This is a genomic window from Sphingomonas sanxanigenens DSM 19645 = NX02 (assembly GCF_000512205.2).
In the GTDB taxonomy this organism is placed as follows: Bacteria; Pseudomonadota; Alphaproteobacteria; order Sphingomonadales; family Sphingomonadaceae; genus Sphingomonas_D; species Sphingomonas_D sanxanigenens.
In genome coordinates this window covers 3,589,028-3,610,485 of sequence record NZ_CP006644.1, presented here as the reverse complement: position 1 = coordinate 3,610,485, position 21,458 = coordinate 3,589,028, and the positions used below count along the sequence as shown (strand labels likewise).

General features: G+C 67.7%; 16 protein-coding genes. 8 read left to right on the top strand and 8 right to left on the bottom strand.

Going from position 1 to position 21,458, the window contains the following annotated elements:
- Window positions 1–73: 73 nt before the first annotated feature.
- From NX02_RS16465 to NX02_RS16455, 3 genes are read left to right on the top strand one after another with little or no spacing between them, the layout of a single operon-like run.
- Window positions 74–715: a gluconate 2-dehydrogenase subunit 3 family protein gene (locus NX02_RS16465; protein WP_025293302.1), complete on the top strand. Its 642-nt coding sequence runs from the start codon at window positions 74–76 to the stop codon at window positions 713–715.
- Window positions 712–2,394, top strand: coding sequence for a GMC oxidoreductase (locus NX02_RS16460; RefSeq protein WP_025293301.1), 1,683 nt, complete (start codon window positions 712–714; stop codon window positions 2,392–2,394). The genes NX02_RS16465 and NX02_RS16460 overlap by 4 nt, the downstream gene beginning before the upstream one ends.
- Window positions 2,391–3,221: a nuclear transport factor 2 family protein gene (locus NX02_RS16455; protein WP_025293300.1), complete on the top strand. Its 831-nt coding sequence runs from the start codon at window positions 2,391–2,393 to the stop codon at window positions 3,219–3,221. The genes NX02_RS16460 and NX02_RS16455 overlap by 4 nt, the downstream gene beginning before the upstream one ends.
- A 165-nt stretch (window positions 3,222–3,386) precedes the next feature.
- Here NX02_RS16455 and NX02_RS16450 read toward each other — a convergent pair whose 3' ends face one another.
- The gene (locus tag NX02_RS16450; protein WP_025293299.1) at window positions 3,387–4,499 is read right to left on the bottom strand and encodes an ROK family transcriptional regulator; all 1,113 of its coding nucleotides are present in this window, start codon (window positions 4,497–4,499) and stop codon (window positions 3,387–3,389) included.
- A gap of 117 nt (window positions 4,500–4,616) precedes the next feature.
- Here NX02_RS16450 and NX02_RS16445 point away from each other — a divergent pair, with 117 nt between their 5' ends.
- From NX02_RS16445 to NX02_RS33615, 3 genes are read left to right on the top strand one after another with little or no spacing between them, the layout of a single operon-like run.
- Window positions 4,617–7,136, top strand: coding sequence for a TonB-dependent receptor (locus tag NX02_RS16445; protein ID WP_025293298.1), 2,520 nt, complete (start codon window positions 4,617–4,619; stop codon window positions 7,134–7,136).
- Complete coding sequence (locus NX02_RS16440) at window positions 7,136–8,311, top strand: YdcF family protein (protein WP_025293297.1); 1,176 nt, start codon at window positions 7,136–7,138, stop codon at window positions 8,309–8,311. The genes NX02_RS16445 and NX02_RS16440 overlap by 1 nt, the downstream gene beginning before the upstream one ends.
- A gap of 15 nt (window positions 8,312–8,326) precedes the next feature.
- The gene (locus NX02_RS33615) at window positions 8,327–9,316 is read left to right on the top strand and encodes a phospholipase C/P1 nuclease family protein (protein WP_025293296.1); all 990 of its coding nucleotides are present in this window, start codon (window positions 8,327–8,329) and stop codon (window positions 9,314–9,316) included.
- Here the strand turns inward: NX02_RS33615 and NX02_RS16430 are convergent.
- From NX02_RS16430 to NX02_RS16410, 5 genes are all read right to left on the bottom strand, one after another.
- Window positions 9,285–10,682, bottom strand: a complete 1,398-nt coding sequence (locus tag NX02_RS16430) for an MFS transporter (protein WP_025293295.1) — start codon at window positions 10,680–10,682, stop codon at window positions 9,285–9,287. The genes NX02_RS33615 and NX02_RS16430 overlap by 32 nt on opposite strands.
- Window positions 10,683–10,874: 192 nt before the next feature.
- Window positions 10,875–13,046, bottom strand: a complete 2,172-nt coding sequence (locus NX02_RS16425) for a xanthine dehydrogenase family protein molybdopterin-binding subunit (RefSeq protein WP_025293294.1) — start codon at window positions 13,044–13,046, stop codon at window positions 10,875–10,877.
- Window positions 13,046–14,062: an FAD binding domain-containing protein gene (locus NX02_RS16420; RefSeq protein WP_025293293.1), complete on the bottom strand. Its 1,017-nt coding sequence runs from the start codon at window positions 14,060–14,062 to the stop codon at window positions 13,046–13,048. The genes NX02_RS16425 and NX02_RS16420 overlap by 1 nt, the downstream gene beginning before the upstream one ends.
- Window positions 14,062–14,724, bottom strand: coding sequence for a (2Fe-2S)-binding protein (locus NX02_RS16415; RefSeq protein ID WP_025293292.1), 663 nt, complete (start codon window positions 14,722–14,724; stop codon window positions 14,062–14,064). The genes NX02_RS16420 and NX02_RS16415 overlap by 1 nt, the downstream gene beginning before the upstream one ends.
- A gap of 872 nt (window positions 14,725–15,596) precedes the next feature.
- Entirely contained in the window at window positions 15,597–16,670 is a 1,074-nt protein-coding gene (locus NX02_RS16410) for a 3-ketosteroid-9-alpha-monooxygenase, oxygenase component (protein WP_025293291.1), read from the bottom strand.
- 116 nt (window positions 16,671–16,786) lie between these two features.
- On the opposite strand from NX02_RS16410, the gene NX02_RS16405 reads away from it, so the two are divergent.
- Together NX02_RS16405 and NX02_RS16400 are read left to right on the top strand one after the other, a co-directional pair.
- Complete coding sequence (locus tag NX02_RS16405) at window positions 16,787–17,644, top strand: LysR family transcriptional regulator (RefSeq protein WP_025293290.1); 858 nt, start codon at window positions 16,787–16,789, stop codon at window positions 17,642–17,644.
- A 4-nt stretch (window positions 17,645–17,648) separates the two neighbouring features.
- Complete coding sequence (locus NX02_RS16400) at window positions 17,649–18,614, top strand: alpha/beta hydrolase (protein ID WP_025293289.1); 966 nt, start codon at window positions 17,649–17,651, stop codon at window positions 18,612–18,614.
- Window positions 18,615–18,803: 189 nt separating this feature from the next.
- On the opposite strand, the gene NX02_RS16395 is transcribed toward NX02_RS16400, so the two are convergent.
- Together NX02_RS16395 and NX02_RS16390 are read right to left on the bottom strand one after the other, a co-directional pair.
- Window positions 18,804–19,358, bottom strand: a complete 555-nt coding sequence (locus tag NX02_RS16395; RefSeq protein WP_025293288.1) for a carboxymuconolactone decarboxylase family protein — start codon at window positions 19,356–19,358, stop codon at window positions 18,804–18,806.
- Between the two features lie 16 nt (window positions 19,359–19,374).
- Complete coding sequence (locus NX02_RS16390; RefSeq protein WP_053000661.1) at window positions 19,375–21,393, bottom strand: 3-hydroxyacyl-CoA dehydrogenase NAD-binding domain-containing protein; 2,019 nt, start codon at window positions 21,391–21,393, stop codon at window positions 19,375–19,377.
- Between the last annotated feature and the right edge of the window lie 65 nt (window positions 21,394–21,458).

Genomic DNA, 21,458 nt, shown 5'->3' with positions numbered 1-21,458 from the left:
GCGGCGCCGATCCATGTCAGAAATAGAATTATAGTTCGTTAACGGGCAAGGCGATCCGTCGCCGGGAGAGGTTATGGCAGCGCAAGGCGGCAACGTGTCGCAATCGCCGGTTGAAGATTCGCCCGCGGGCGGGCCCGACAGGCGACAGATCCTCGGCGGCGCTCTGGTGCTGGGCGTGCTGGCCGGCACGCCGCTGGCCATCTGGGATCGCGCGCGCGCGGCGCAGGGGGATGGCGCGGCCGCGTCGGAAAAGCTGCTGCTGACGCGGCTCGCGGATCTCGTCGTGCCCAATACCGATACCGCCGGCGCGGTGGTGGCGGGTGTGCCCGCCTTCGTCGAAATGGCACTGATCCACGGTCTGGAAGATACGGCTTCGAACGCCGGCGGCGACCGGAAACGGGGAGGGCTGGTGCTGCTCGATGCCGTGTCGCATGATCTCAATCGCCTTGGCCGCGGCGACTTCTTGTCGCTCGCGAAGGACCGCCAGTTCGCGGTGCTGGAGGCCTATGATGCCGACGCCTTCGGCGCGGACGCGAAGGACCATCCCTGGCGCAAGATCAAGGCGCTGATCCTGACCGGCTATTACACGTCCGAAATCGGGGCGAGCCGCGAACTGCAATATGAACTGGTGCCGGGGCGGTGGGAACCGAACCTGCCCTTGCCGGCCGACAACCGGTCCTGGTCGAGCGATTGGACAGCGGTGGATTTCGGATGAGCATGGATTTCGACGCGATCGTGGTGGGTTCGGGCATCACCGGCGGGTGGGCCGCGAAGGAACTCACCGAAAAAGGCCTCAAGGTGCTGATGATCGAGCGCGGGCGCATGATCGAGCATGGCACCGGCTATGAAACCGAGACCAAGGCGCCATGGGAAATGGAATTCCGCGGCGAGGGCGATGCCCGGCTCTATGCCGCGGATTACGCGGTGCAGCGGCTCAACCGCCACTTCACCGAATTCACCCAGAACCATTTCGTCAACGATCGGGAAAATCCCTATGCGGTGGCGGAAGGCAAGCAATTCAACTGGTGGCGCAGCTATCAACTCGGCGGACGGTCACTGACCTGGGGCCGGCAGAGCTATCGCTGGTCGGACTATGATTTCGACGCCAACCGCCAGGACGGCCATGGCACCGACTGGCCCATCCGCTATGCCGACGTCGCGCCGTGGTATGACTATGTCGAGGAGTTCATCGGCGTGTCCGGCGCGGCGGAGGGGCTGGCCTCATTGCCCGATGGCAAGTTCCAGCCGGCAATGGCGCTCAATGTCGTCGAGCAGCATGTCCGCGAGGTGATTTCGGCGCGCTGGCCCGACCGGAGGCTGACGGTGGGACGGACGGCGAATCTCACCCAGCCCAAGGAGGGGCGGGCGCCATGCCAGTTCCGCTCGATCTGCGCGCGGGGCTGCTCCTATGGCGCCTATTTCAGCACGCAGAGTTCGACCCTCCCCGCCGCGCAGAAGACCGGCAATCTCACGCTGATCACCGACGCGCTGGTCGAGGCGGTCGACTATGATCCGGCGACGAAGCGGGTGACCGGCGTGCGCACGATCGACGTCAAGACGGGCGCGCGTCAGCGCCATGGCGCGCGGATCGTGTTCCTCAATGCCGGCGCGTTCAATAGCGTCCACATCCTGCTGCGTTCGCGATCGGAGGCCTTTCCCAACGGTCTCGCCAACGGCAGTGGCGTGCTCGGCACGCACATCATGGACCATGCCTCGACCCTGTCGACGATGGCGATCATTCCCGGCTTCGACGATCGCACGACCTTCGGCAACCGGCCGACCGGCGTCGTCATCCCGCGCTTCCGCAACCTCGATCGCCGCGACGCCGCCTTTACCCGCGGCTACAGCTTTCAGGGGGGCGCGTTGCAAAGCGGGTGGACCGCGGCGAAACGCGCCGCCGGTATCGGCAAGGCCTATAAGGAACGGAACCGCAAGACCGGGCCTTGGCGGATGGTGTTCGTCGGCTTCGCCGAGAGCCTGCCGCGCGCGAGCAACCGGCTGACCCTCGATCCAGCCAGGCTTGATCCGCAAGGGCTGCCGCAGCTCAACATCCATTTCGAGCATGGCGAGAATGAGCGATTGGCGCTGGCCGATGCCAAGGCGGAAGCGGCGGCGATGATGGAAGCGGCGGGCGGCCATGTGATTATGGGCTTCGACCAGCCCGGCGTCGGCGGATCGGCGATCCACGAAATGGGGGGCGCGCGCATGGGCCATGATCCGGCCACCTCGGTGCTCAACAAATGGAGCCAGGCGCACGAGATTCCCAACCTGTTTGTCACCGATGGCGCCCAGATGAGTTCGTCCGCCTGTCAGAACCCGTCGCTCACCTACATGGCACTCACCGCGCGCGCCTGCGATCACGCGGTATCGCTGTTGCGGGAGGGCGCGCTGTGAGGCGGTGGGCCCCGGTTGCTGCCGCGATCTGCCTCATCGCCGCATCACCTGCATCAACCGAGGACAATCGCGTCACCATAACCGCGTTCGTGGAGCGCTTCTACCGCGACCGCGACGTCGCCGGCGCATTCGCCGCGCATGTCGAGCCGGATTACATCCAGCACAACCCCGGCCTGCCCGATGGCCGGCAAGCCGCGGTCGATGCGCTGGCGCCGATGTTTGCCCGTGCCGGATCGCGTTTCGAGGTGCGGCATCTGCTTGTCGATGGCGATCTCGCGCTCGTCCATCTGTTCGGGCAGGGTGATCCGGCCACGCCCGGTGCCGCCGTGGCCGACATCTATCGGCTGCAGAAGGGCCGGATCGTCGAGCATTGGGATGTGCTGCAGCCGATCGCGGCAGGAAGCAATCCGATGGGTGCCCCAACCCGGCCGGCCGCGCGGCCCGAACCCGGGACCGCGTCGCGCAACCGTCAACGCTTTGCCGCCTTCCTCGATCTGCTTTTCAACAAGAAACAGCCGGACCGGGCCTATACCCGTTTCGCCACCAAGACCATGATCCAGCACAACCAGCGGCTGGGGCAGGGGCGAGATGCCACGATCGCAGCGTTGAAAGCGCTGTTCGCGAACCCGGACGCGTCCTTCGCCGTCCAGCGCGTCCTCGTCGACGGCGATCTGGCCGCGGTGCACTATCGAGGCAAATTGTCGCGCGACGACCGCGGCGCTTCGGTGGTCGAGCTTTTCCGTTTTGCGGATGGCAAGATCGTCGAGCATTGGGACGTCTTCCAGCCGGTACCCGATCGGTCGCTCAATCCGCATCCGATGTTCTGATCGCGACGAGGTCGCTGGTGAAGACGCTTCCCGGCACCGCCGGGGCAGCGCGTGCCGGCGTGCCGTTTCCGCCGGACCATCCAGTCGCCTTCACGCGCGGCGCGCCGCCGCGTCTTCCGAAGATATGTTTCTTTCCGTTGGATAGGCGGGCGACCATCCTTTCGCTCAGCCCGGTGCCGCCAGCGCATGGATCGGCAGGAGCGCGGCCCCGAGCGTGATCGGTGACCCCCGGAGCGCAGACACGCGCAACGGCGGCCGCCGATCGAGGACCGTGGTGACAAGCTCTGCGCGGTGCAGCCGGTCGGCGAGCCCCTCCAGGATCGCCGGCGGCAGGGTTCCGGCGAGGACGATCGCGCCCGGATCGAGCCAGACGAATGCCGTATTGCAGACGGTCCTGAGCTGCTCTGCCGCGCGGTCGAGCCAGGCGGCGATCGTCGGCGCCTGATCTGCGGCATCGGCGTCGATGTCCGTGACCGAGGTCAGGTGGCAGCCGTCGGCGCGCAGCATGGCGAGGAGGTCGAGCGGGCTGGGGCGGGGGAGGTGGCCGGGGAACAGGCAGCCGATCTCGCCCGCCACGCCGAACTGGCCGCGGACCAGCCGGCCGTCGACGATGACGCCGGCACCGATGCCGAAGCCGAGCAGCAGCACCACCACGGTCGAGAATTCGCGCACCAACCCGCCGAGATAGAATTCGGCGATCGCCGCGGCATTGGCATCGTTCTCGATCCACAGCGGCCAGTCGAACTCGTCGAGGAACAGGTCGCGCAGCGGCACGTCGCGCCAGTCCGGCAGCACGTCGACCACGCTCCACCGGTCGCCGGCCGCCGACAGCGACGGGCCCGGCACCGCGATGCCGATGCCGAGCATCCGCCGGCCGAGCAGGTCGTGGCGCTCGACCATGCGATGGGTGAGCGCGCGGACCTTGCGGGCGAAGACCTTGGGGGTGATCGCGTCGATCGCCTCATGGTGGATGGCGATGGTGGTGCCGGTGAAATCGACCAGCGCGATATCGAGCAGCCCCTTGTGCGCGGTGGCGCCGACCGCATAGCCGCCGCCCGCCGCCAGCCTGAGCGGCACCGCGGGCCGGCCCCGGCCATGGCTCTCGCTTTCGGGCAGTTCCTCGACGAGGCCGATGTCGATCAGGCCGCGCGACAGACGGGTCAGCGCGGCCGGGCTGGTTTCCAATTCGGCCGCCAGCGCGGAGCGCGACAAGGGCCCGGTGCGCCGCAGCAGCTGGAGTACGCGGCGCTGGTCCTTGTCGAAGTTCGGGATTTTCACGGCGCCTCCGGTCTCGCCCCTGGCGCTACCGAATCCTATTTATTTTCACAATAATAATTAAAAGCGTCATATTGCGTGGCCAGGGGCGCTCCCGCCAGACAAAGGGGACGTCAAAAAATGCTCAAGACCTGTTTCGCCGCCGGCACGGCGGTCGCGGCGCTGTGCGCCGCCATTGCCAGCCCGGCTCACGCCCAGGCCAACCAGGCAGCTGCCAACGATGCCACACCTTCTGCGGATGCGCTTGAAGAGGGTGCTGCCGCTGACGAGGGCAGCGGTGACATCATCGTGACGGGGTCGACCCGCGCGCAGCGTCGCTTCGACGTATCCTATGCGATCAACACCGTCTCGGCCGAGGATGTGGAGAAGATCGCGCCGGTGAACTTCGCCGACCTGATCGGGCAGCTGCCCGGCTTCCAGACCGAGATCACCGGCGGCGAGGTGCAGAACATCTACCGCATCCGCGGTCTGCCGAACGATGGCGGCTTCGTGAGCTTCCAGCAGGACGGGCTGCCGCTGTTCCACGAGAATGACGGCGTGTTCTTCCGCGGCGACGCGATCCTGAAGCAGGATCTGATGACCGAACGCGTCGAGGTCGTCCGCGGCGGTCCGGCGCCGGTCTATGCCAGCTACTCCGGCGCGATCATCAACGCGATCACCGTGACCGGCAATGACACGCCGCGCGGCAAGGCCCAGCTCACGCTGGGCGATACCGGCCTCTATCGTCTCGATGCCTATCAGGCCGGGCCGCTGGGCAAGGATACCTATTATGCGATCGGCGGCTTCCTGCGCCACCATGACGGCTATCGCGACAATGGCTTCGCCAACGACCGGGGCGGCCAGATCCGTGCCAATATCAGGCATGACCTGGAGAATGGAACGATCAAGTTCAACTTCAATTATGTCAACGATCACAACGTCTTCTATCTGCCGATCCCGATCGCCGACCCGCGCGATCCCAGCGTCTCCCTCGATCCCTATATCGACTATTTCAACGGCACGATGAATTCGCCGACGCTGCGCAACGTCAACCTGAAATATCGCGACGGTGCCGGCACCATCCAGAGCCGCAACAGCGACCTGTCCGACGGCCGCCATATGCAGATGTTCAATTTCGGCGCGCAGTACGAGGCGGATTTCGACGGCTGGCTGGTGTCGGCCAAGGCCGGCTACACTCAGGGCAAGCTGGATTTCACCGCGTTCTACTCCACCACCAACCCGGCCGACGGCAACGCCTTCGCCGCCGCATATCTTGCTCGCGCCACCGCCGCCTTCGGCGCGGTCGACCATTTCGCATACACGCTGGCGGGCACCAACACCGCTTATGATCCCTATGCGGCCTCGGGGCTGGTGATGCAGGGCCAGTATCGCGACATCCATTCGAAATTCTATTCGGGCCAGGTCAACCTGTCGGTCGCGCGGAAGTTCGAGACCGGCTTCGGCAGCCACGACATCAAGCTGGGTGTCTATGGCAGCCTCTATGGCGAGGACAGCCGCACCCTCTACCAGAATTACCTGATCGAGGTGGCGGGCAAGCCGCGCACGCTGGATCTGGTCGCCTATAACGGCGCGGGGACGGAGATCGGCCGCGTGACCGACAATGGCGTGCTCAACTATGCCGCCACGCTCAACCAAGGCGACAGCGATGCAAAGATGTTCGCGCTGTTTGCCAATGATACATGGGAGGTCGTGCCGGGGCTGCGCATCGACGGCGGCATCCGCCACGAGCGCTACAGCTATGAAGGCTGGGCCGCGCTGACCGAGCAGGCCAATCTGGGCGACGCATCGACGCTTGCCGACGACGCCACCCGTGCCTTCACCGGCGTGATCCTCAACCAGAAGCTCAAGCCGAACGTCACCAACTGGACGATCGGCGCCAATTACGACTTCAGCAGCCATGTCGGCGTCTATGGTCGCGCCTCGCACCTCGAAACGCCGCCCAACGTGCAGACGGTGATGAGCATCAACCCGACGATCATCACCACGGTCGCCGACCAGTTCGAGGCGGGACTCAAGCTCGCCTGGGGCCGCTCCTACCTGTATGTGACGGGCTTCTATACCAATTTCGATCCGCTGAACGCGTCTTTCCTCGCATTCGACCCGACCACGGGCCGCAACGACGTGAACGTGCCGTTCATCGGCGAGGCGCAAGTGAAGGGCATCGAATTCGACGGCGCGCTGCAGGTGACGCCCTGGTTCAGGCTGAACGGCGCGCTGACCGTCAGCGACCCGAAATACAAGAATTTCGAAAGCGCGACTGGTGCCGATCCGGAACAGGCAGAGGGCAACCAGATCGTCCGCCAGCCGAAGATCTACGGCAACATCCGCCCGAGCTTCGATTTCGAGACCGGGGATACGGACATCTCGGTCTATGGGCGCTACACCTATATGGGCAAGCGCTATGTCGATCTCTACAACAACACCGCGCTGCCGGCCTATGGCACGATCGGCGCGGGCGTGACGGTGCGGCGCGGCAGCTGGCAGGCGCAGGTGGTGGGCGACAATCTGTTCAACGCGCACGGCCTGACGGAAGGCAATACCCGCACCGACTCGCTGAGCGGGCAGGGAAGCGCGGAGGCGATCTACGGCCGGCCGATCTTCGGCCGGAACTTCCGCCTCGTGATCAGCAAATCCTGGTGATGACGCGTCGCCTGAGCCGCATGGCGGCCTTCGCCACGGCGGCGGCGATGACATGCCTGTCCGTCCCGGCTTCGGCCGGGGCGGCGCGCGACGCAGTAACCGACACGCTTTCCCGGCGGCTTTTCCCGCTGTTCGACGCGCTGGGCCGCAGCCCCGGCAAGCACGAAGCGCTGGCGCGGGGGCCTGGCATCGCGGCGCTGCTCGCCGCCCGGGCACAGCGGGCGGCCGCCTGCGCGGCGGACGCGGGCTGCATCGCCCAGGCGCGGGTGTGGACGGCGGCCGAGGCCGAGGCGATCGCCCGCGCGGTGGCCGCGATCGACGGCCTGCCCGCCTTCGACGATGGCGCCGCGGCGCAGGCCCGGCGCGAGATCGAGGGCGTCAACGCCATCGTGCGCACCTATGCGCTGGCCGCGCTTCCCGCCTATCCCGACATCGACGGGGCGGGCACGATCGATCCGCTGGAGCGTCAGGCCCGGCTGCAGGCCGCCGACTGGCTGTCGCACGCGCCGCGCGACGGCTCCGCGCAGGCGTTCGACCCGAGCATCGACTATGCGCTGGCGCTGCTCGACGTCAGCGATCGCACCGACGCGATCGGGTTCGAGCCGCTCGCCGGCGGTGCCAATGCGGCGGCGGTGGCGCGGGCCGCGGCGCTGGACTGGAGCCGCTATCGCTACACCGCGTTGATCGTCACCGGGGTCGGGCCGGAAGTGGATGGCATGCCGCTCAGCCCGTTCGGCAAATATCATCTGCGGCTTGCCGCCAACCGCTTCGCTGCCGGCGAGGCGCCCTTCCTCATCGTCACCGGCGGCCGCGCCCATCCGCGCACGACGCGGTTCGCCGAGGCCGAGGAAATGCGCCGGGCGCTGATCGAGCGCTATGGCATCCCCGCCGATGCGATCCTGATCGAACCCTATGCGCGCCACACGACCACCAACCTGCGCAACGCTGCGCGCCTGCTGATGGCGATCGGCGCGCCGCTGGAGCGCGATGCGCTGATCGTCTGCAACCCGCACCAGAGCGCCGCGATCGCCGATCCGCGCTTCGTTGCCCGCAACGATCGCGAACTGGGCTATCAGCCCGGCCAGGTCGGTGCCCGCCTCACCCCGACCGAACTGCCGTTCCGCCCCTCGGTCCGTTCCGCGCGCGTCGATCCGCGCGATCCCCTCGATCCCTGAATGCAGGAGAAGCCGATGCGATTCCTACCGCTTGCCGTCGCCGCCGCCAGCGTCCTGCTCCTCCGCCCGGAGTGCGCGCTGGCCTGGGGCCAGACCGCCCATGCGGTGATCGACCGCGCGGCGATCGCGGCGATCCCCGATGACGGCCCGGTCTTCCTGCGCGATCAGGTCGATTACATCGCCGCCTCCGCCACGCTGCCCGACACCTGGCGCGGCGACGCGGAAAATTTCTCCAAGATGGAGGAAGACCCCAATCATGGCTGGTTCCGCGAGCAGTTCCGCTTCCTGAAGCCGATCCCGCGTTCGCGCTACGAGTTCATCATCGCGCTGTTCAAGCATCACGAAGCGATCAAGGCGAGCGACCCGGAGACCGCGGCGCGCACCAATGTGCGCTGGACCGGCACGCTGCCCTACGCGGCGATGGAGGCCTATGACCGCCTCATCGTGTGCATGCGGCAGATCCGCAAGGCGCGGGCCGAAGGCGGCGACGCCTCGGTGCCCGAACGGCATTGCGCGTTCCAGACGATCCGCCTCGGCCATTATATCGGCGATGGCGCACAGCCGCTGCATGACTCGGTCAATTCCGATGGCTGGCGCGGCGACAACCCCAACGGCTATACCCGCGACCGCACCATCCACGGCAGGTTCGAAAGCGCTTTCGTCGATGGGATGAAGCTGACCGCCGCCGACATCCAGCCACGCATCGGCGCGCCCGGCCATCGCAGCGGTGACATGTTCGATGCGGTGCTGGCCTTCCTCGACGAGGCAGGCGACCGGATGGAGACCGTCTATATGCTCGAGAAGCGCGATGGCTTCGCGCGGTTCGACGACAAGGATGTGCGCGCGCTGATCCATGAGCGGACGGCGGCGGGCGCGGCGATGCTGCGCGACATGCTGTGCCGGGCCTGGGCGGAAAGCGCGACGCCGCCCGCCAAAATCGTGCCATCGCCGATCGACTTCGCCAATCCGCGCTTCAACCCGGAAACGGGCTCCGCCCCGGATTGACCGGTACCGCACCGGTCGCATCCATCGCCCGGGCCTGCCGCCAGCCCAGCGCGGCGCGCAGCCGGGCGTGGCGACGATGGCCGAGGTCGAAGCGGCGCATCAGCAGGATCGTGGCGCCGGCGCCGGCCAGCGGCACGCCGAGCGCCAGCGCCAGCATCCCGGCCTGGACCGCCGCCGACTGCCCCTGGCCGGGGACATAGCCGAGGCCGCCCAGCGTCCAGCCGATCAGCACGGTCGAGGCCGCGCCGCTCGCCTTCACCACGACCAGATAATAAGCGAACAGGCCGGTTTCGAAGCGCCGCCCCTGCCGCCATTCGACGACATCGACGGCATCGGCGAGCAGCCCCCAGGGCAGCATGAAGACGCTGGCGAGGCCGAAGCCGATGATGAGCGCGCCGCCGGTGAGCAGGGCCGGTGACGACAGGGCGAGCGCGAAGAGCAGCATCCCGACCGCGCTGACGCCATGGCCCATCGCCAGCAGCACGCTCTTGCCGAAGCGGTGGGTGAGCGCGGTCCAGGCCAGCACGCCGGCGAACTGGCCGACGGCGAGAGCCAGCAGCAAGGTGGGCACCAGCGCGGGGCGATCGACGACATAGGTGCCGATGAACAGCAGCATCCGGCCAAACGCCGGCGCTGCAAAGCCGGTGAGGCAGGCGAGCAGGCCCATGGCGAGCACCATCGGATCGCGCCGGGGAATATCGATCCCGTCGGTCGATGGCGTGGTCCGGCGGGTGCCCCCGGGGGATGTCGCGGCGCACAGGATGAGGGTTGCCGCGCACAGGCCGCCCACGATCACGCCGGTCGACGCCAGCCGGTCGAAAGCCTGGCTGCTGCCGGCCTGCTGCACCAGCGGCGTCAGGATCGTCGCGAGGACGAGCGAACTCGCCGAACTGAACAGCAACCGATAGCCCGAGACGCGCCCGCGCGCCTCGCTGGTGCTCGTCACCTGCGCCATCAGCGCATTGTGCGGCACGTCGATCACGGCATAGGCGCCGCGGAACATCAGCAGCGCGACTGCCAGCGCCAGGATCTGGCGCACGCCCAGCGCGGGCATCGCGTAGATCAGGGCGAAGGCCGCGGTGCAGGGGATCGCCGCCGCGCCGACCATCCAGCGATAGCCCTTGCCGCGCGATCGCAGGCGGATCACCAGCCGTGCCGCGAGCAGATCGAACAGCAGATCGCCGCCCAGCGCGACCAGCATCAGGCTTCCCGCGGTGGTAGCCGACAGCCCCATCAGATCGGTGAGCAGATAGAGGATGGTCAGGTCTGCGCCGGCAAAGATCATCGCCTTGCCGAAATTACCCGAGGCATAGGCGAGGATGCGGAGTTCCTGGATGGCTATCGCCAGGCGGGGTGGAGTGTTCACTGCAACTTCGCGCGACCGATCGGGAATGGGGTGATCGCACAGCCGATCCCGTTCCGTCGAGCCCCCGACGCTGCGGACGACATGATCGACGATCTTGCCATGTCGCTGGACGAACGGTGCTCCTGTCCAGGGACAACTCACCGGCGTCCATCGATCTCATTGCCCTCCGCCCGACGCGCTCCGCCGGCGGAGTTACAGGAGATGCTCGATGCGAATGGGCATGCGGCGAATGCGCTTGCCCGTGGCGTGGAAGACGGCGTTCGCGATCGCGCCTGATGCGCCGACCATCGACACCTCGCCCAGTCCCTTGGCGCCCGTGGCGTTGATCAGCGGATCCGGCCGATCGATGAATGCGACCTCGATCTCGCCGACATCGGCGTTCACCGGCACGACGTAATCGGCAAGGTCGTTGTTCAACCAGCCGCCGAACCTGGCGTCGACATCGGTTTCCTCCCGAAGTGCCGACCCGATCCCCCATATCACGCCGCCGCGAACCTGGCTTTCCGCCGTCCGGGGGGAGATCACCCGACCGCAGTCGACCACGCTGACGACGCGCGGTACGCGTACCCGGCAGGTCCGCGGCTCGACGTGTACCTCGGCGAAATGGGCGATGTAGCTGAACGTGGTGAACCTGGGATATTCGGGTCCGGCAAGCGCGTAGCCATAGTTGCGGAGCCCATCGAGCACCTTGGGGTCCTGGCCCGGAGCGAGGGTCGTCACCTCGACCTCGATGTACGGCCGTTTCAAGGCTGCAAGCTGGCGATGCATATTGCCGCTCACCTGCCGTCCGGCGATCAACCCTGCGAATGCGGCCTTCATCTTCGCTGCCGCGGCATCGATGGCCGGCATCACGCTTGCGGTGCCCCAGGATCCGGCGGTCAGGTGCTGCGGAACGATCGACGTGTCGCCGATCTGAAGATCCAGCCTGTCCGGATTGATGTCGAGTTCGCGCAGCAAGGCGGCCGCGATCACGGTGCGGATGCCCTGGCCCATCTCGTGCGCGGACACGGCAAACCGCGTGGTGCCGTCGGCCGCGATTCTGAGCTTGGCGATATTTGCGGAGGTGATCGCCGGATAGGCGCCGCAGCCTATGCCGAAGCCCACGCGGGTTCCGTCGGGAAGCACCATCGAACCCGGTTCCGCGCGACGCCGGTCCCAGCCGAAGCGCCGCGCGCCTTCCGTGATGCATTCGTTGAGGAAGCGCGACGACAGGGGATTGCCGTTGATGGGATCAACGGTCGCATCATGCTCCAGGCGGAAGGCGACCGGATCCTTGCCGAGCTTGTACGCCAGTTCGTCCACGGCCCCTTCGAACGCGAAGGAGGCGGGGTGGGGGAATGGCGCGCGCATATACCCCGGGCCTTGCGTATCGATCCGGACGTTGGCCGCGGTTCCGTGATAGTCGGCGATGCCGTACATCTGCGGCTGGGATTCATGATATTCGGGCGGAAACTGGCCGAAGCGGGACTGCTGGTGTTCGGCATCATATTCCACCGCGATCATCTTGCCCGCCGGGTCGGCTCCGATCCTGATCCGGTGCCGGCTGCTCGGCCGGAACGACGCGTTGTGGAACACCTGCCCGCGCGGCATCACCAGCTTGACCGGCCGGCCGAGCAGCATGGCCGCACGTGCGACCAGCGGAGCCTGCCGCTGCGGCGTGCCTTTCTGGCCAAAGCCGCCCCCGATGTAGATCGACTTCACATCGATGATGGCGGGATCGAGCGCGAGCGCCTTGGCCACGTTCGCCTTCACGACCTGCGCACCTTGTGCAGCCTCGTAGATGGTCAGCCGCCCGCCCGCCCAGACGGCCACGGTCGAGAGCAGCTCGATCGCGTTGTGATGCTGCGCCGGGCAGTCATACTCGACGTCGACGCGTGTCGTCGCGCGCTTCATGGCGGTACTGGCGCTGCCCGCTTCGGTCGGCTCCACGGGTTCGTGTACCCGGCCAGGGCTGGTGATCGTCGACGAGAAGGCCGCGGCCGCGGCGTATTGCGCGCGGACCGCCTCAGCGCCTTCGACAGCAGCTTCGATCGATTCCGCGACCACCAGGGCGATCGGCGCGCCGCGATAGGCGATGTCGGGTAGGATCGTCGGCGTCGCCGGCGCGGCTCCCAGGCCGCGCGCGCCTGGCGGCGGCGGCGACGGCTTGCCGAAATCGGCGGCGGTCAGCACCCTTACGACCCCGGGAACGCGCAGCGCGTCAGCGGTGGCGACCTCGACGACCCGACCCTTCGCGATCGTTGCCGGCACCGCCATGGCGTAGAGCATGTTGGGAAGCTGAACATCTGCGCTGTAGGCGGTACGCCCAGTCACCTTGTCGCGCGCGTCGAAGCGCGCCCGATCGTCAAACGGAGCGGCTGGCATCAGGCGGTCCTTTCCGCGGCGATCATCAGCGCATCGGCGACGGTTCGCGCGCCCAGTTCGATTTTGAAGGCGTTGTGCCGGCCCGGGCGGGCACCGCTCAATGCGGCATGTCCCGCAGCCAGCGCGATTTCAGGAGTCAGTCTTTGCCCGGCAAGGACCTGCTCGGCGGCATCGGCGCGCCAGGGCCGCGTCGCGACGCCGCCCAGTGCGATATGGGCACGCCGCACGCGATCGCCATCCAGCTCGAGCGCCACGGCGGCCGAAGCGAGGGCGAAGGCATAGCTCTCGCGATCGCGGATCTTGTGATAGGTCGACCTCCGCCCGGCAGGTGTCTTCGGTACGATGATCGCGGTGACGATCTCGTCCGGCCGGAGCGTGAATTCGAGATGCGGCGTGGTCCCCGGAAGGCGGTAAAGCTCCGCGATGGGGAGCGTGCGCGCTCCGGCCAAGCCAAGCAATTCGACCGATGCGTCGAGCGCCGTCAGCGCGACCGGCCAGTCTCCGGGACTGACAGCCGTGCACGCTTCGCTCTGACCCAGCACCGCCTGGCCCCGGTCGATGCCGCCGACCGCCGCGCAGCCGCTGCCGGGTTCGCGCTTGTTGCAGGGATAGACCCCGACCGCCGACGGATTGCCGGTGCCGTTCCTGAAGTAGATGCAGCGCGTGCGCTGGAGAAGATTGCCGCCCACTGTCGCCATGTTGCGCAACTGCTGCGACGCGGCTTTCCACAGAGATTCCGCGAGCACCGGATAGTCGCGCAGCAGCATTGGGTCGGCGGCGACGGCGCTCATCTGCGCGAGAGATCCAAAACGCAGCACCGCGCCATCCGACTCGAGCGAACGGAGCCCCTCGATCCCGGTGACATCGATCAGATGGCGTGGCCGGGCGATATCGAGCTTCATCATGTCGTAAAGGGATGTGCCGCCCGCGATGTAGCTCGCGCCGGGCCCGGCCTTGCCGAACGCCGCGACCGCTTCGGCGACGGAGCGGGGACTGGCATAGGTGAACGGCTGCATCAGCGTGCTCCCGTTCCCTGGCGCATCTTCGGCGCGGCATCCTCGATCGCCGCGACGATCCCCACATATGCTCCGCAGCGACAGATGTTGCCGCTCATATATTCGCGTATCCGTTCCCTTGAGCCGGCATTGCCTTCTTGCACCAAGGCGACAGCGGCCATGATCTGGCCGGGCGTGCAATAGCCGCACTGGAGCGCATCGTGATCGATGAAGGCCTGCTGCATCGGATGCAGTTTCTCTCCATCCGCGAGACCTTCGATCGTGCGCACCGACCGGCCCTGCACCTTGGCCGCTAGCGTCAGGCACGAAGCGACCCGCTGTCCATCGAGGTGCACGGTGCAGGCGCCGCACTGGCCGTGGTCACACCCCTTCTTCGCGCCTGTCAGCGCCAGCCGCTCACGCAGCAGGTCCAGCAGCGACGAGCGGGGATCAATATCGCCTTCGAAGGGCTTCGCGTTTACGGTGGTGTTGAGCCGGAGCCGATGGCCGGAGACAGGGGCCGAGGCCGCGATGGCCGGCCCATCGCCGTTCTGCGCGACCGCAGGGGCCAGCGGCACGAGAGCGATCACGGCGGCGCCTCGCATGGCGTCCCGGCGGCTTACGCCGGGCTGATCCAAGCGCGCGTCCGCGTGGCCGTGAGCGTCGTCGTCGGCGTGACTCATGGGGTGGTTCTCCTGCGCCTTGTCATGGCTGTCGGCCTGGCAGTCGGGATGCTCGATCGTGCGAACGTCGTTGAGATGGTCCGGAACGTCGGATGAAACGGAGCGGGCCGACCACTTTCGTTCGAGCCGCGAAGTCCCGGTCCGTCACGGCTTCGACGTCAAGCAGTCGAATGCCGTCCTGGAACGCGGGGCCGCGTCTCCTCCACGGCGCATAAAAACCATGGCGATATCCCGACCAAATATCTCAGCCGGAGATCATAGTCGTCATCGACAGACATATCGGGATGATAATTGAGCGAAGTCGCTTGCTTTGCGCTTGCCAACCGTACGCGACTGTCATGCAATTTGGCTCCTATGGGGCAACATTGGCAGGATAAAGGCGCGGCCGGATGGACAGAATGCCGAAATATGCAGAAAACGTGCCTTTTCCTGCGGGAATGGCGGGCATGTCGACGGCAGAGGCAGCCCAGAGGCAGCGAGGTTCTGTTGGTGGGGACGATGAGCGCACCGGAGCCATGCCATTCCGCCCGAGCGTGGCGGGGTAGGGCGTGCGCGCCTGGCGCCCCAGCGGCCAGATCCGCGCCGTGCCATCCCGTTCTTCCGGCCGACCCACGCCTCGTCCTGCCCTATCGGGTGCGGCGCGGGAGCGATGGCGGGATCGGGCCGCTCTCGACGTTCAGCCAGCGCCTGACGCTGCGCTTCTTCAGGCGCCAGCGTCCCGCCGGGCCCTGACCAAGGGACGTTCGCTCCCGCCCATCCGATCGCCGGGGGTGGTCACCCGCGCAACCGAACGGATGCGCGATTGCGGTCCCGGCGTCCCACGACCGGGCGTGGGACGAACCGAGAGAGGCGGAAATCCGTTCACCCCGGATTTACGCCACCCGCTTCGCCTCGCCGCGCTTGTCCACCACCGTGTGGCGGCCGTTGACGCGCTTCTGGAATTCGGGCGCCGCGTCGATCGGATTGTAGAACTGGCGATACCAGATCCGGCATTTGTCGGTGGGGCCGTCGCCGCGGACCATCAGCGGCGAGAAGCAGGCGCGCTTGTTCGCCCAGATCTCGAAATCCTGCGCGAACGCCTCGCGGCTGGCCTGCTGATAGGCGCGGGCCATCGGCACGTCGTCCTCGGTGGCGGGGCGGCCCATGTCCACCATCAGCGCGTGCCAGACGTGGATCTTGCCATCCTCCACCGGCGTGTGGGCGATCAGCATGTGGGTGGGGAAGCTGCCGCGCATCGAGGACTGCAGGATCGCGGGCCCGGTATACCAGGTGTCGAGTTCGAGCAGGCCTTCACCCTCCTGCACCAATGTGCGGTGGCCGGCGCCGAACATCTGCCACTGCACATGATCGTCGAACTCGTTGTAGAAATATTCGATGTCGCGCGATCCGTGGATCGGCACGAAGTGGGCGAAGTCGGTCATGTTGTCGACCACCTCGATCGGATGCTGCGGCAGTTCGCCGAGATCGTCGATCGCCCAGCGCACCCAGTTGGGATTGTCCCACGCCTCGAACGGCGGCAATTCATGGTCGGGTTCGTTGCCTTCCATGTCGTGCCACATCCAGACGATGCCGGCGCGCTCGACCACCGGCCAGGTGCGGATGCGCGCCGCGGCAGGCGGCTTCTGATCCGAATAGGGGATCTGGTTGCAGCGGCCGTCGGGCCCGAAGCGCCAGCCGTGGAACGGGCAGCGGATCGATTCGCCTTCGATCCGCTCATTGTCGCGGACGATATAGCTCGTCTCGTTGCGGCCGAGATGCGCGCCCATATGCGGGCAATAGGCATCGACGAGGTGCGGCGTGCCGCTCTCGCCGCGATAGAGCACCATGTCCGTGGCGAAGAAGCGCACCGGCAGCGGATCCTTGCCCAGGGTCGCGGCATCGGCGATCATGTGCCAGCCGCGCGCGAAGGTGTTGGGCCCCAATCGGTAATCGGCGGTCTGCGCCATGTCTCGCTCTCCTCGTGGTCGGCTGTTCGTATCGGCGTCATGCGCCTCGTTTGTGGGCATCATATCATGGAAGCGCGGACTGGAAGCTGCACTCCGACTGTGCAAGGATGCACGCCATGGCGATCGAGTGGGACGATGTTCGCGTGTTCCAGAGCGCGGTGCGCGCGGGCGATTACAGCACCGCCGCGCGCAAGCTCGACATGGACCGGACGACCGTGGGGCGCCGCTTCGCGCGGCTCGAACGCGCGACCGGCCGTTCGCTGTGGGAACAGACGACGACCGGCTATCGCCCGACCGAGGCCGGCCGCGCGGTGCTGCGCGCGGCAGCCGCGATGGAGCGGGCGATGGCGCGGCTGGACCGCGATCTCGCGCCCGAGGGTGACAGGATCACCGGCCCGGTGCGCATCGCCGGCACCGCCGGCATCGCCGGGCTGCTGCTGCCGGCGATGGGGGCGTTTCTTGGCCGTCATCCGGCGGTGTCGCTGGAACTGGTCGGCGCGCGCGATGCGATCGCCGCGGTCAACCAGCGCCTTGCCGACATCGGTTTCGCGGTTTCGCGGGCCAAACCGGGCGGTCTGGAAGGCGCCAAGGTCGTCGGGTTCGCGCAGGCGCGCTATCGTCGGCGCGGCAGCGATCCGCAGCGTGCGATCGTCTGGGGGCATGCGATGATGCTCGCCAATCCGCAGCCTTGGGCGCGGCTCAATCAGGCGGTCGAAGGCCGCGCCGAGGTGGAGGTAGACGGGCTGCGCGCGATGCATGAGGCGGTCCGCGCCGGGCTCGGCAGCGCCTGGCTGTGGTCGGCGATCGGCGATCGCGATCCGGCGCTGGAACGGATGGCAGACGCTGCGCCGGGCGCGGCCGGCGCCGATCTTTGGGTCGTCCACCGCAGCGATCTCGCGATCGAACCGGCGGTGGCGGCGTTGCGCGACGCGGCGGCGGAGATCGTCGCGCGCGCCATGGAGGGAGAGGCATGATCCTATGGCCGAATGGACGCACCACCGCGCCGTCATCAACGGCATCGCGATGCATTGGGTGGAGCAGGGGCGGGGGCCGGCGATCGTGCTGGCGCATGGCTTTCCGCACATCTGGCTGAGCTGGCGGCACCAGATCGCGGCGCTCGCCGCCGCCGGCTGGCGGGTGATCGCGCCCGACCTGCGCGGCATGGGCCAGACCGAGGCGCCCGCCGACCATCGGCTTTATGACGTGCCGCACATCACCGGCGACCTCGTGGGGCTGCTCGACCATCTCGGGATCGACCAGGCGGTGTTCGCGGGTCTCGATTTCGGCGTGTTCGCGATCTACGATCTCGCCTACCTCCACCCCGAGCGCGTGCGCGCGGTGATCGGGCTCGAGAACCCCTTCTATCCCGACACGCCGGACAAGGCACCGCTTGCCGAGGCGGCGGAATGGGCGAAGGGCCATTTCGTCCACATCGATTATTTTCGGCCCGTCGGCCCTGCCGATGACGCGCTCGACGCGGCGCCGCGCGCGTTCCTGCAGAAGGTGCTTTATGCGCTGTCGGGCGACTATCATTATCTCGACGTGTGGAAGCATCCGCCCGGCACGCCCTATATCGACGCGCTGCCGGAGGCGCCGCCCTTGCCCTGGCCCTGGCTGGAGGAGTGGGAGTTCGAGTGGGCGCTGTCGGACTATAGCCGCTCGGGCTTCACCGGCGGGCTCAACTGGTACCGCGCGATGGACCTGCGCTGGGAACAGCGCGCGGCCTGGCGCCACCGGCCGAGCGGGCGGCCCTTTTTCTTCATCGGCAGCGAGAATGACGTCGACCTGGAAGCCTGGCACGGCGAGGATCCGATCGGTGCGATCCCGTGCCACTACAGCGACGTGCGGCGGGTGGAGATGCTGCCCAGGGCGGGGCATCTGATCCAGCTCGAACGGGCGGCGGATGTCAGCCGGCTGATGGTGGAGTTCGTGGCGGAACTGTGAGGCCAACGACGTGCTGAGCGAGACGTGGCCAAAACCTCTCCCGTTCGCCCCGAGCGCAGTCGAGGGGTGGTTCGAGCGCAGCCGAGAACCGAGACCCGCTCGGAGCGTGTCCCCAAAGCCGTCTTGGCTTCGCTCGACGGCCCCCTTGACTGCGCTCGGGGCGAACGGGGGAGGAGGAGCGGAAGCCCTTTATTCCGCCGCTTCGGCCGTAAACGGCAGGCACACCTCGTCGAACCCCAGCACATGCGCCACCCGGCCGAGCCCGACCCAGCACGCCACCGAATTGGCGAGATCCGCAATCTCCGCGTCGGAGAAGGCGGCGCGCGCCTTGGCCCAGAAGTCCTCGTCCTCGGCGAGCGATTTGGGCTCGGTGCCGAAGCGTTCGGCGAACTCGATGGCGAGGCGCTCGCGGTCGCTGAACAGGGGCGATGTGCGCCAGTCGAGCACGGCGGCATAATAGGCTTCGTCGGGCGCGGGGCCGTTGTCGACGACGGTGCCGCGGGTGCCGGTTCCGGAGAACATGCCGCCCAGATCGCGTGCGGCGCGGAATTGCTGGCAGATCACGCAGCCATTGAGTTCGGCGGTGCGCGCGCGGGCGCCCTCGAACTCGCGCAGCGACAATTTGGAGTGGCGATAGACGGCGTGGCTGAACGCGCCGCCCGCCGTCATGATCTCGGGCGCGAGATGCGCGGTGGCGTAGCCATAGGGATCGTGCGCCTGAGCCGACGGTACGTCGATACGCATGGGGTCTCTCCTCTCGTCAGTAGAAGGTGCGGTTCGTTGCCGCGCGGTCGAGCAACCCGGCCGCGGGCTGCCAATATTCATCGCCCTGCTCGGCGGCGAAGCGGGTGACTGTGGTGGCGACGCCGGTCAGGCCCTGCCGGTCCGCCCACCACATGGGGCCGCCGAGATGAGCCGGGAAGCCGATGCCGTGGACCAGCGCGATGTCGATCGCATCCGGCCCGGCCACGATGCCCTCGTCGATCAGCTTCGCGCCTTCGTTGACCATCGCGAGGATCAGCCGGTCGCGGATTTCGTCCTCGCCGATCGCGCGCCGGGCGACGCCGTGGCGGGCGCCATGCGCGGAGACGAGGCTCTCGATCTCGGGATCGGGCGCTGGCCTGCCATCCTCGCCATAGGCATACCAGCCCTTGCCCGCGCGGCGGCCGAGGCGGCCGGCGGCGAACAGCTGGTCGACGAAGTCGGCGCGACGTTCGCGCGGGGACAGCCGATCGGCGCGGGCGATGCGTGCGGCGCGCTGGACGTCGATGCCGGCGAGATCGCCCAGCGCGAAGGGGCCCATCGGGAAACCGAAACCGGCGATGACGCGATCGACCGCATAAGGGCTGGCGCCTTCCTCGAGCAGGAAATAGGCCTCGCGCGAGCGCTTCGCGAGCAACCGGTTGACGACGAACCCGTCGCACACGCCGCTCAGGATCGCGATCTTGCCGATCCGCCGCGCGAAGCCCATCAAGGTCGCGACGACATCCGGCGCGGTCGCCGCGCCGGCCACGACCTCCACCAGCCGCATCACCTGGGCCGGGTTGAAGAAGTGCAGCCCGGCGACGTCGGCGGCTCGGCCGGAGGCGGCCGCAAGTGCATCGATATCGAGGTAGGAGGTGTTGCTCGCGAGGATCGCGCCGGGTTTGGCGATGCCGCCGAGCGCCGCGAACAGCGCGGTCTTGTCGACCATCGCCTCGCCGATCGATTCGATCACCAGATCGGCGTCGGCGAGCGCGGCGAGATCGCTCGACCAGCGGACCAGCGCCGCGGCCCGCGTATTGCCAGGCTTTGCCCACGCCTTCTCGACCGCGGCCTGCGCCCTGGCCAATGAGGCATCGCCGCGCGCGACCGCGATGGTTTCCACGCCGGCCGCCGCCAGCGCCTGAACGATGCCGCGCCCCATCGTGCCGAGCCCGACGACGCCGACCGTGGCGATCGTCCGCGTTGGCGCGTCCGCGGCATCGCGGCGCACCCGGCGTTCGGCGAGGAACAGGTGGCGTAGCGCGCGCGATTCCTCGGATCGCAACGCGGCGATCGCGACGGCCTTCTCATTGGCCAGCGCTTCGTCGAACGGATGGTCGAGCCCGAAGCGGATCGCGTCGAGCGCAAGCAGCGGCGCGCGACGGCCGCGCGCCTTCTTTGCGACCTTGGGTGCCGCCGCCTCGACCAGCGCATGGCCATCCGCCGGCATCGGCAGTTCGCGGGTACGGCGCGGCGGTTGGCCGGCCAGAGTACGGGCGTGGGCGATGGCCGCTTCGCGCAATGGCCCTTCGGCGATCGCGTCGATCAGCCCGACCGACAGCGCGGTGGCGGCGTCGATCTCGCGCCCGTCCACAGCAAGGTCGATGGTGATGCCGATACCGGCGAGGCGCGGCAGGCGCTGGGTGCCGCCGGCACCGGGGATCAGCCCCAGCTTCACCTCGGGCAGGCCGAAGCGCGCATCCGCGCCGGCGATGCGGCCATGGCAGGCGAGTGCGAGTTCCAGCCCGCCGCCCAGCGCCGGCCCGTGGATCGCGGCGAGGATCGGCTTGTCGAGCGCTTCGATACGGTCGATCAGATCGGGCAGGGGCGGCGCATCGGGGACGGCATCCATCGCCTTGATGTCGGCGCCGGCGATGAAGCCCTTGCCGCCGCACAGGATCACAGCCGCACGGCTCGCCGCATCGGCTTCGAACGCGTCGAGCGCCGCCGCGAGCCCCGCGCAGACCGCATCGGTGGCCGCGTTGACCGGCGGCTCGTCGATGCGGATCACCGCGACGTCGCCGTCGCGGACCATCGTCACTGCCTCTCCCATGAGGGCTGTCTACGCTACGTCATGCGTCATTGTCTATCATCATGACT

Coding starts and splice junctions, on each gene's coding strand:
- NX02_RS16465 (WP_025293302.1), top strand. CDS start 74: ATGGCAGCGCAAGGCGGCAACGTGTCGCAATCGCCGGTTGAAGATTCG.
- NX02_RS16460 (WP_025293301.1), top strand. CDS start 712: ATGAGCATGGATTTCGACGCGATCGTGGTGGGTTCGGGCATCACCGGC.
- NX02_RS16445 (WP_025293298.1), top strand. CDS start 4,617: ATGCTCAAGACCTGTTTCGCCGCCGGCACGGCGGTCGCGGCGCTGTGC.
- NX02_RS16440 (WP_025293297.1), top strand. CDS start 7,136: ATGACGCGTCGCCTGAGCCGCATGGCGGCCTTCGCCACGGCGGCGGCG.
- NX02_RS33615 (WP_025293296.1), top strand. CDS start 8,327: ATGCGATTCCTACCGCTTGCCGTCGCCGCCGCCAGCGTCCTGCTCCTC.
- NX02_RS16425 (WP_025293294.1), bottom strand. CDS start 13,046: ATGCCAGCCGCTCCGTTTGACGATCGGGCGCGCTTCGACGCGCGCGAC.
- NX02_RS16420 (WP_025293293.1), bottom strand. CDS start 14,062: ATGCAGCCGTTCACCTATGCCAGTCCCCGCTCCGTCGCCGAAGCGGTC.
- NX02_RS16415 (WP_025293292.1), bottom strand. CDS start 14,724: ATGAGTCACGCCGACGACGACGCTCACGGCCACGCGGACGCGCGCTTG.
- NX02_RS16410 (WP_025293291.1), bottom strand. CDS start 16,670: ATGGCGCAGACCGCCGATTACCGATTGGGGCCCAACACCTTCGCGCGC.
- NX02_RS16405 (WP_025293290.1), top strand. CDS start 16,787: ATGGCGATCGAGTGGGACGATGTTCGCGTGTTCCAGAGCGCGGTGCGC.
- NX02_RS16400 (WP_025293289.1), top strand. CDS start 17,649: ATGGCCGAATGGACGCACCACCGCGCCGTCATCAACGGCATCGCGATG.
- NX02_RS16395 (WP_025293288.1), bottom strand. CDS start 19,358: ATGCGTATCGACGTACCGTCGGCTCAGGCGCACGATCCCTATGGCTAC.
- NX02_RS16390 (WP_053000661.1), bottom strand. CDS start 21,393: ATGGTCCGCGACGGCGACGTCGCGGTGATCCGCATCGACGAGCCGCCG.